We start from the raw sequence: 10,219 nt of genomic DNA on the forward strand, positions 1-10,219 counted from the left end.
CCGGGCCCAGCGGACCGATCTTAGTGGTTGCCGGATACATGGGAAGAGGGAGCGAAGGACGGGACTATAGGACATTAGGACTGTGCGGCTGAAATGCTAGTTTTCGGAGGTATGACCCTACATGCGGAAGAAAGTCCAGCTTGCGGCGTGTCCGATGAAATCGGCCCAGGCGGACGGGGAGACGGCGAACCGCGGGCTGTCCGCGTCCATGGTCGCCGACATGGCGACCAAGAAGTACACCCTCACCCTCCCCGAGGAGCTGGCCGCCGTCGCCCTGCGGCAGCCGGCGCCGGTCACCGTCTTCGCCTCCGACGAGGACGGCCTGCGCAAGCTGTGCGGCGACCACGTGGTGGTCAGAGGGCTGTGACGGTTGCCGATCAGGAGTGAGGACACCGGCCACACCCTCAAAGGTGATGCTTCTCAGGCTCGGCCCCTGCCGGATCTCGTACTCCGTCGGTTGGTCCCCGAGGCCGCAGAGACTTCAGTGTTTCCGGTCCCCCAGGGCCGCGGCGACCGTCAGAGCGGTGCCGGCGAGAAGCGGCGCCGTCATCGCGGCGAGCAGCCATCCGGGCACGTCCGGGTCGGGCGTGGAACGCCACAGGATTCCGCAGCCCATGAGCAGGGAGAGCCCGATGAGCGTGTTGAACAGCAACAGGGATCGTGCGATCCGGCGTGCCGACGCGCGGCTGCCAGGCCGGTTGAGGAGGAACGAGAACGATCCGGTGGCGGACGACGGCTTGCCCGTGTCCGCCAGTTCGTTACGTGGTGTCATGCGCAAGGTCAGCTCCGCACAGCCGGTCATCAGCACCGTCATGCCCGCGTACACGAAGACCAGGATGAACGCGCCGCCGATCGACCGGTCCGTCCAGGCGTCCACTCCGTCGGCGCCGATGTGCTCCGGCATCCGCACCGACAGGCGAGGGTAACGGATCGCGCCCCAGACGACCATCACGGCAAGGAGGACGGCGTTGGGGAACAGCCAGAATCGCAGGGGAGGAGTGAACAGCATGCCATCGATCATCCGATGCCTGCTTGAGGCCGGGAAGACTCAGCTTTCCGGAAGTCGCGCTCAGACCGGGGCAGTTGCCGCCGATTCTCGGGTGCTCCGGCCGACTCGTCGCCCCCCCGCATCCATCCAGGGCGGCACATCGACTGTCCCAGGACCGGTGATCGCGTGCCCGTCGGCGACCGAAAATGAACAGCCGCAACTTGGCACTGCACTAATGTTGTTCACCGCTGCGCCCCTTCCCGGAGGGTACGTCGGCGGTGTTCGTGTCCCGGTCCTCGGCCGTGACTGACGAGTGGTTTCCAGCGCGTGTCGCACGCGGTGTGAGTGCGGATGCCCGGTAGGGCGGTCCCTGCCATTCCCAGCTCACGCCAAGGAGTGGATACCCGTGAACCCCGTTGAGTACGAGCCTGCACGTCGTAACCGGCTTCGCGAGATCCTGGTCGACGTCGCCGTGGGTGTCGCCGCCAATCTCGTGGTGGCGGCCCTGACGGCGGCAGCACGCCTGGTCTTCTGACCCGGGCTTGTGGCGGGCCCGGAGAGCCCGCCACTCCACGTGTCCGGCGACGTGTGTCAGAACAGACGCGGATCAGACGTCTGCGGGCCCGAGTCCTGGCGCCTCCTGCGAGGGCGTCTCCCCCGGCGGGGCCGGGGCAGGTGCGGTATGCGTGCTTCCTCCGGCAGGTTCTCCCAGGTGGGGCGCAGGCCGTGGACCTGGACCTCGCCGACCAGGTCCTTCAGGTACTTCCGGGTCTCCTCGTCCGTGGAGTAGAGCACCGTCGCGCGGCTCGCCCGGGTCATCAGCACGTGGTAGGCATGGCGGATCAGCCGGGCGAACTCCTGGTCGTCGACGCTGCCGGCCCGCACCTTGGGGTCGAACGACCCCGGGACGGCGACGCGCTTGACGCCGGTCTCCGGGTCCTTCCGTTCCTTGCCCCGGCGGAACACCCACCGGCCGTCCCGGCGCACCATGTCCTCACCCATGATCACGCCGCACCAGTCCCATTCGAGCCCTTGAGCCGTGTACACGCAGCCGATCTGATCGAGCCCCTTCTCGTGCACGGCCCAAATCCTGCACGGTGGCGCCCCGTTCTCACAGAACGCGTCGCTGTCCGCGTTCCACGGTCTGTGCCAGTCACCGATCCGTACGTCGTTCTCCAGGCGCCTCTCCTTGCCGATCGGCTTCGTCCACGGCCAGCAGTACCCTGCGACGAGGCGGGCGGACGCCCCGGCGAGCGCTTCGGTGCGTATGATCCGCTCGAGTTCTTCCGGGCTGTCCGCCACCTCGACGTGCATCAGCCCGTCCGGCGTCCACTGCTCCGGCTCCCCGTCCGTCATCCCGAGCACGGCGCGCACCCAGCGGATGTAGGCGTCACTGCCGCCGCAGCGGAACTGCTCCCGGAGTTCGTACCGGAGGAGACTGGCGCCGTACCGCTGCGCCGCGTCCTCTATCAGATCCACGGTTCCGACCTCGTTCGGTCGCACGCACTGACCCTCGTCGAGGAAGAACACGGTCAGGCGGGACGCGTCGAGGAGCTCGTCGACCTGGGGTTTGGTGCCCTGCTGCTCGGGCTTCCAGAACCGGTTGGTCGAGCGTTCCCGCAGGCGGTGCGCCTCGTCGCAGATCAGCACGTCAAGGGGCGGGTCCGGCGGGGTGACGAAGTTGCTGAAGTAGGTGAAGGTCTCCTTGAACTCGCGGTCGCCGTAGCCGACGTGTTCCTGGATCGCCCCGTTGAAGGCCCTGCTGCCGCTGGCGTACTTGACCGTGTGGCCGTCGGCCTCCAGCTCCGCCTTCAGCTGGAGGCCGACGGCGCTCTTCCCCGTGCCGGCACCACCTGTGACCAAGAAGATCACACGCCGCTCGTCCGGCACGAGGGCGGGCCGCCGCGGATCCGGCAGGACCTTGGCGGCGGTGTCGAGGATCTGGTCGGCGACCTTCTTCTGCCGGCCGCGCAGGGTGAAGACCGTGTCCTCCCCGCGGGAGCGGATCATGGCGTCGAGCAAGGGTGTATTGCGCAGCCCCATGTTCTGCAGCAGCAGCTCGGCCGCGGAGGCGCCGCCTTCGTCGGCGAAGTGCCTGCGGAGGTCGGACAGCAGCTGTTCGCGCCGGTCATTGGTGTAGACATGGGCGTAGGGGCCGGTCGGTGCGCCCACCTCGACCAAGGGCCGGACGGAGGCGTCGGTGGCGTTGTGCAGGTAGGCGAAACCACCGCATTCGAAGTCCAGCCCGTGCAGCGGGCCCCTGCCGCCCGTGAATGCCTCGTAGTACTCGCGTAATTGCAGAGCCGGATGCTTCTTCCTGCCCATCCCCGATACGTGAACCAGGTCCGCCGTGGCCTGCTCCACTCTGGTCACCATGGACCAGCGCTTCAACTCGACCAGTTGAACGGACAGCCTTCGCTCTTCGGGGTGATGGCCCACGAGGACGACGTCGATGAGCCTCGGGTCACCGGGGCGGTCGGCCTCGTCGAGGGTGGCAGCGCACTCGACGATCATCTCCACGTTTCCGCGACCGGCGGCGACCAGATCCTCAGCAAGGTTCACCAGGCTCTCGGCCCACGCGGAACGTTCCGTCAGCGAAGCGTCGGCGCCTCGGAAGTGCCGCCACCGGGCGGCCAGGTGAGGCACCATACGGCGCCTCGAGTTCAGGGTCAGCAGATCCTGTGCTGCCAGCCTCAGCAGGAGCATGGACACGAGGTGGTCCCCCAGAGCACGAGTGACTCGTGCGGGTGGGGGCGTGTCCTCGTGGGGAAGCCCGTCGGGCCGCGATCAGTACCCGTGATCTTAAGGAGGCGGCCGCCCGGTGGAAGACGGCGACACCGTTGTCGGCCCGAAGCGCAGCCATCATGGCTGGAACACGTTCTTCGTGGCGAGGATCCGTCCCGGTCCCGGATCAAACCGTGGAAGGTTGCCGCTCCAGCCGGCCGCCCGCCAGCTCCCGCAGCTTCTCCCGCGTCTCCCGGTCCGTCGAGTACACGATCGTGCCGACCATGCCCCGGGTCAGCAGCACCTTGTAGGTGTTGCGGATCAGGCGGTCCACGTCGGCGTCCGGGGTGGACTTCTTGAAGACCGGGTCCTTGGAGGCCGTGCGGTCCGTGATCCAGCGGCCGCCGCGCCAGAGCAGGTCGGGGCCGATGATGACGCCGGACCAGTCGTACTCGAAGCCCTGGGCCGTGTAGACGCAGCCGACCTGCCCGAAGCCGGCCGGGTCGGTGGCCCACAGTGCGGCCGGGGGCGCACCCGACACGGAGCGGTCGCCGCGCAGGTTCCAGGGGCGGGCCCAGTCGCCGATGACGACGTCGGGCGGCAGTGGCTCGCCGGGCTTGGGCTCCGGGGACCAGCGCCAGCAGTAGCCGGCGGACATGCGGGCGCCGTAGCCCTGGGCACGGCGGGCCTCGAGGAACGCCTCCATCTCCCGCGGGCTGTCGGCGACGAGCAGCTGCATGCGGTCGTCGGGTTCCCAGACGACCGGTCCGCCGGGCTCCAGACCAAGAAGCCGGACCACCCAGCGCAGGTAGGCGTCACTGCCACCGCAGCGGAACTGGCTGTCCAGCGGGACGACGTGGCAGGGGATGTCCCGCTTGGCCGCCGCCGCCTTGATGTCGGCCACGGTGCCCATCTCGCCGGGGCGTACGACTTGGTGCTCGTCGAGGAAGAAGACGGGCACGTAGGCGACGTCGATGAGTTCGTCGATCTGGGCCCTGCCGGTCCGGTGCTCGGCACGGGTGTAGCGGTTGGCCGAGGTCTCCCGGATGCGGTGGGCCTCGTCGCAGATCAGCGCGCCCAGGCTGTTCTTCTCGGCGGTCATGAAGCTGTTGAAGTACTTGAACAGGTCCTGGACCTCCCGCTTACGGGAGCCCGCGACCTTCCTCATCGTCTTGGTGAACGACTGCGAGCCGGTGGCGTGCAGTGCCGGGATGCCGCGCCGGTACAGCTCGCCGAGCAACTGCAGGGCGATCACACTCTTGCCGGTGCCGGGACCGCCGGTGACGATGACCACCTCCTTGCGGTCGGCGTGCTTGGCCTTCTCCACCGCGTTGAGCACCATGCGGTACGCGACCTGCTGCTCGTCGAGGAGGACGAACTGCTGGCGTTCCCTCACCTCCTCGGCGGCCACGGACATCAGCTGCTTGGACGGCACCGTTGCGCCCGCGAGCAGTTCGTCCGCGGCCCGGGCTCCGGGATGCCTGTCGCTCAGCCTGGAACGGAGATGGTCGAGGAAGGCGCCGCGGCGTTCTCCGGTGAAGAGCAGCCCGCGACCGTCACGCTCGATCTCCCGCAGACCGGTGACACCGAACTCCGTGGCATTGTGCAGGAACGCCACTCCGCTGACCCGGTGTCCGTGCTCGGCCACCGCCCCGTTGAAGTTGACGAGGTAGTCGCAGTAGCGGCGCACCTGCTCGATGGGGTTGAGGACCGGGTGGGCGTAGGCGTCGACGTGGCAGAGGGTGGCGTCGTCCTCGTGGGGCAGTGCCTGGCTCCACTGCTTCAGTTCCACCACGACGTACGACGGCTCTCCGGTGGAGGGGTGCACGCCTGCGAGCACGACATCGGCACGCTTGCTGTTCAGCGGGAGCGCGTATTCCAGCATGACCTCCACGTCACCCAGACCCGCATCGTCGAGCGCGGCGGCCAGGACGGGGATGCTGCGCTCCCACGAGCGCACTTCCGAGGCACCGGGCCGGTAACCGTGCATATGGGCGAAGTTGTCGGTGAGGTGCAGGAACAGCGAACGGTCGAGCGCCATGACGGCGACCGTCTTCGCGGACGCGCGGAACAGCAAGGACTTCCCCCAGGCAGCACGAAGAGACTCGTGCGGGTGGGGGCATGTCCTTCGAGACTCCGCCGAGGCGGAGCGGAAGCCCGTCGGGCCGCGTTGACGATGCGCTCGAGATTACCTGTTGGAGCTGACCGCCGTACGAGTGGTCGCCGGGGTGACGGCGAGAAGGGCCACGGGCGACCGGATCGCCCGTGGCCCGTCCGGTCACCCCTTCTGCTCCACCCGCACCCAGTCCACTTCCGCCCGCACTCCCCCGCCGGCGATCCGGTCCACGCTCGACTGCGGCAGTCCCCAGTAGGGGCTCGTGACCTTGTTCCAGCCCGCCGGGTAGGCGCCGCCCAGGGCGAAGTTGAGGATGACGTACTGGTGGTGGTCGAAGACCCACTGGCCGCGGGTCGACTCCAGCTTGGTGCGGGTGGTCTCCTGGACCAGGCGGTCGTCGACGAAGAAGCGCATCGCCGTCGGGGTCCACTCCACCGCGTAGGTGTGCCACTGGTCGGCCCGGCCGCCGTCGGGGTAGGTCTGGCGGGCGCCGATGTTGCCGTCGGCGGAGTAGCCGGGGCCGTGCAGGGCGGTGCTCGTCCAGTCCGCGTAGCCGACGTTCTCCATGATGTCGGTCTCGCCGGAGGAGGGCCAGGAGACCGACGGGTCGTCGACGTTGCTGCCGAGCAGCCAGAACGCGGGCCAGAAGCCGTCGCCGACGGGGAGCTTCATGCGGGCGCTGACCCGGCCGTAGGTGAAGTCGAACTTGGTGTGGGTGTCGATGCGGCCGGAGGTGAAGTCGTAGGTGCCGCCGCCCGCCCGGGTGCAGCCCTTGCAGTACTTCGGGGTCAGGACCAGGCTGCCGTTCTCCGTGCGGACGGTGTCCGGGGAGTCGACGTACGCCTGTGCCTCGCCGTTGACCGGGCCCATCTCCGTGCCGGTGCGCACCACCCGCCACTTGGAGCGGTCGAGCCCGGAAGTGGTGAAGTCGTCGAAGAAGGTGGTGCGGTAGGTGCCCTGCTGGTCGGCGGGGAGGGCCGGGTACGCGGCCGCCGCGCTGCCTCCGGTGCCCCAGACCTGGAACTCGTAGAGGGAGTAGCCGAACTGGGCGGTCGACGGGGCCGGGTTGTGGAAGGAGCGGCGTTCGACGCCGAGGACGCGGACGTAGCGGCCGGTGACCGGCTGGGGCAGGCGGACGGTGTCGTGCAGGCCCACCGCCTCGGACGGCGACCTGACGTCGGCGCGGCGGGCGGCGGCCTCTGACGCGGACGGCTGGTGCACCGTGCGCCAGGTGCGGTTGTCGTCGGAGACCTGGAGCCGGTAGTCGACGGCGTAGGCCGCCTCCCAGTACAGGTCGACGGTGTCAATCGTCGAGGTTGCGCCGAGGTCCACCGCGATCCAGCGGTCGGCGTTCCAGTCGCTGGACCAGCGGCTCGCGTCGGCCTTCAGGTCGGCCGGCCAGCCGCCGTCCGTCGCGAACGCCGGTGAGTTGCCCGCGTGCTGGTAGAAGTTCGCGTACGCCGGGTGGTTCAGGGCGAGGTTGGTGCGGGTGGTGGAGGCGGGGGCCGGTGCGCCGCCGTACACGCGGAAGGACCACAGGGAGTAGCCGTACGGGGTGGCGCGTTCGATGCCGCGCAGGCGGACGTAGCGGCCGGTGACCTCCTGGGGGTAGGTGTGGGCGGTGACCGTGCCGCCGGTGCCGGCCGTCTCCGTGTAGAAGGGCGTCCAGTCGGTGCCGTTCCGGGAGACCTCCAGGGCGTAGCGCTTGCCGTGGGCCGCCTCCCAGTCCAGGACGACCCGGTGGATGCGGACGGTGGAGCCGAGGTCGACGCGGATCCAGGCGTCGTCGGCGAAGTTGCTGGACCAGCGGGTCGTGCCGTTGCCGTCGAAGGCGAGGCCGGGGGCGGTGCCCGCGTTCTCGCTGCCGGAAGCGGTCACGGAGGCCGGGTTCGCGGTGCGGGCGGCCGCCGCCAGGTCGGTGTCCCAGGCGGCCGCGGCGGTGGCCCCGGCGGCGGTGGCCCCGGGGGCGGGTGCCGCGAAGGCGGGCATCGTCGACAGCGCGGCGGTCGCGGCGAGGGCGGTCAGGAGGGTGCGGGATCTGCGGGGGGTGCGGGATGGCATGCGGCTCTCCTAGGGGAGTTGGGGGTGCCGGGTCCCGGGCGCACAGCCGGTGGCGTGTCACCGGTGGTGCATCGCTGGTGGCGTGCTGGTGGCGTGTCGGCGGTGGCACGCGCGCCGATCACGCCGACGCGGGCGGCGGGGCTCGCCCGCCACTCGTCCGACCAGCTGCACTCATAGCTTAATTTAGGACGTGAGTTAAGCCTCAACAAGTGCCCTCGTCAAGGGTTTTGACGCACTCTCTCCACTCTCGCCCCAACCCTTGACGCATCTGGTGCGCCGATGAACTATTCAGCGGCAAGAGAGCGCTCCCACCACCCCCACACCGTTCACTTCCTGAACCAGGAGAGCCGTCCCATGTCCACCGACTCCCCCTCCTCCCCGCCGCCCGCGATCGGCCGCAGGGCCGTCCTGGGTGCCGCGGCCGCCGCGCCCGTCCTGGCGGCCCTGCCCTCCGTGGCCTCGGCCGCCCCCGCCTCCGCCCCCTCGGCGGCCTCGACCGGGCGCGGCCGGCCGCGCCGTCTGCGGGGCGGTGGCGACCTCGGACCCAACGTCCTGGTGTTCGACCCGTCCACGCCCGGCATCCAGGCCAGGCTGGACGAGGTCTTCGCCCGTCAGGAGTCGGCCCAGTTCGGCACCGGCCGCTACGCGCTGTTGTTCAAGCCGGGCACCTACCACGGCCTCAACGCCCAGATCGGCTTCTACACCTCCATCGCCGGCCTCGGCCTCTCCCCCGACGACACGACGATCAACGGCGACGTGACGGTGGACGCCGGCTGGTTCGGCGGCAACGCCACCCAGAACTTCTGGCGGTCGGCGGAGAACCTCGCCCTCGTCCCGGTCAGCGGCACCAACCGCTGGGCGGTCGCGCAGGCCGCGCCGTTCCGCCGGATGCACGTGCGCGGCAGCCTCGACCTCGCGCCCAGCGGCTACGGCTGGGCCAGCGGCGGCTACATCGCCGACAGCCGCATCGACGGCCAGGTCGGCCCGTACTCGCAGCAGCAGTGGTACACCCGGGACAGCGTCGTCGGCGGCTGGCTCAACGGCGTCTGGAACATGGTGTTCTCCGGCGTCGAGGGCGCTCCCGCGCAGAGCTTCCCCAACCCGCCGTACACCACGCTCCCGACCACACCGGTCTCCCGCGAGAAGCCGTTCCTGTACGTCAGCGGCGACCGGTTCCGCGTGTTCCTGCCCGAGAAGCGGACCGGCGCCCGGGGCGTGACCTGGGGCAACGGCACCCCGCGCGGCACCTCCCTGCCCCTGACCCGCTTCTACGTCGCCCGCCCCGGCGACTCGGCGGCCACCCTCAACCAGGCGCTCGACCAGGGCCTGAACCTGCTCCTGACCCCCGGCATCTACCACGTCGACCAGCCGGTCCGGGTGACCCGCGCCGACACCGTCGTCCTGGGCTTGGGGTACGCCACGATCATTCCCGACAACGGCGTGACCGCCCTGAAGGTCGCCGACGTCGACGGCGTACGCCTCGCCGGTTTCCTCATCGACGCCGGACCGGTCAACTCCGCGACCCTGCTGGAGGTCGGCCCGGCGGGCGCGTCCCGGGACCACTCCGCCAACCCGACCACCGTCCAGGACGTGTTCATCCGCATCGGCGGGGCGGGCCCCGGCAAGGCGACGACCAGCATGGTCGTCAACAGCCGCCACACCATCATCGACCACACCTGGGTCTGGCGCGCCGACCACGGCGACGGCGTCGGCTGGGAGACCAACCGCGCCGACTACGGCGTGGTCGTCAACGGCTCCGACGTCCTCGCGACGGGCCTGTTCGTCGAGCACTTCAACAAGTACGACGTGCAGTGGAACGGCGAGCGCGGCCGCACGGTCTTCTTCCAGAACGAGAAGGCGTACGACGCCCCGGACCAGGCCGCCATCCAGAACGGCCCGCTCAAGGGGTACGCCGCCTACAAGGTCGGCGACCACGTGACCACGCACGAGGGCTGGGGCCTGGGCAGCTACTGCTACTACAACGTCGACCCCACGATCGTGCAGCACCACGGCTTCGCCGCCCCGGTCCGGCCGGGCGTGCGCTTCCACCACCTGCTGGTGGTCTCCCTGGGCGGCAACGGGCAGTACGAGTGCGTCATCAACGACACCGGGGCACCGACGTCGGGCAGCAGCACCGTGCCGTCGACGGTGGTGTCGTACCCCTGACGGGCGGCGGCCCCGGCCTCCTCCGCTCCTCCCCGCGGAGCCGGGGGGGGGGGGGCCCCCCCCCCCCCCGGGCCCCCCCCCCCCCCCCGCCCGCCCCGGGGGGGGGCGGGGCGGGGGGGGGGCCCCGGCGGGGGGGGGCCCCCCCCGCCCCCCCCCGCCCCCCC

At 70.2% G+C, this 10,219-nt stretch carries 7 protein-coding genes; 3 read left to right on the forward strand and 4 right to left on the reverse strand.

The genetic code is table 11. The features are described 5' to 3' along the window. The first annotated feature begins 154 nt into the window (after positions 1-154). A complete protein-coding gene (locus ACIF8T_RS22140) occupies positions 155-367 on the forward strand; it encodes a hypothetical protein (protein ID WP_400037566.1) in 213 nt (70 codons plus the stop codon). Positions 368-481: 114 nt separating this feature from the next. Here the strand turns inward: ACIF8T_RS22140 and ACIF8T_RS22145 are convergent, their stop codons facing one another. After that, positions 482-1,009, reverse strand: a complete 528-nt coding sequence (locus ACIF8T_RS22145) for a DUF1648 domain-containing protein (protein WP_400037567.1) — start codon at positions 1,007-1,009, stop codon at positions 482-484. 385 nt (positions 1,010-1,394) lie between these two features. On the opposite strand from ACIF8T_RS22145, the gene ACIF8T_RS22150 reads away from it, so the two are divergent. Beyond that, complete coding sequence (locus ACIF8T_RS22150) at positions 1,395-1,523, forward strand: DUF6408 family protein (protein ID WP_400037569.1); 129 nt, start codon at positions 1,395-1,397, stop codon at positions 1,521-1,523. Positions 1,524-1,579: 56 nt separating this feature from the next. On the opposite strand, the gene ACIF8T_RS22155 is transcribed toward ACIF8T_RS22150, so the two are convergent. The 3 genes from ACIF8T_RS22155 to ACIF8T_RS22165 all read right to left on the reverse strand — a co-directional run bounded on the left by ACIF8T_RS22155 (position 1,580) and on the right by ACIF8T_RS22165 (position 7,889). After that, entirely contained in the window at positions 1,580-3,694 is a 2,115-nt protein-coding gene (locus ACIF8T_RS22155; protein WP_400037595.1) for a DUF2075 domain-containing protein, read from the reverse strand. Between the two features lie 205 nt (positions 3,695-3,899). Then, positions 3,900-5,789 (reverse strand): DNA/RNA helicase domain-containing protein, encoded by a 1,890-nt coding sequence (locus ACIF8T_RS22160; protein WP_400037571.1) that lies wholly within the window; start codon positions 5,787-5,789, stop codon positions 3,900-3,902. Between the two features lie 201 nt (positions 5,790-5,990). Beyond that, positions 5,991-7,889: a discoidin domain-containing protein gene (locus tag ACIF8T_RS22165; RefSeq protein WP_400037573.1), complete on the reverse strand. Its 1,899-nt coding sequence runs from the start codon at positions 7,887-7,889 to the stop codon at positions 5,991-5,993. Positions 7,890-8,243: 354 nt separating this feature from the next. Here ACIF8T_RS22165 and ACIF8T_RS22170 point away from each other — a divergent pair, with 354 nt between their 5' ends. Beyond that, on the forward strand, positions 8,244-10,055 hold the full coding sequence (locus ACIF8T_RS22170; RefSeq protein ID WP_400037575.1) for a coagulation factor 5/8 type domain-containing protein: 1,812 nt from the start codon (positions 8,244-8,246) through the stop codon (positions 10,053-10,055). The last annotated feature ends 164 nt before the right edge of the window (positions 10,056-10,219 follow it).

Source organism: Streptomyces sp. NPDC085946, assembly GCF_044540485.1.
Lineage (GTDB): Bacteria > Actinomycetota > Actinomycetes > Streptomycetales > Streptomycetaceae > Streptomyces.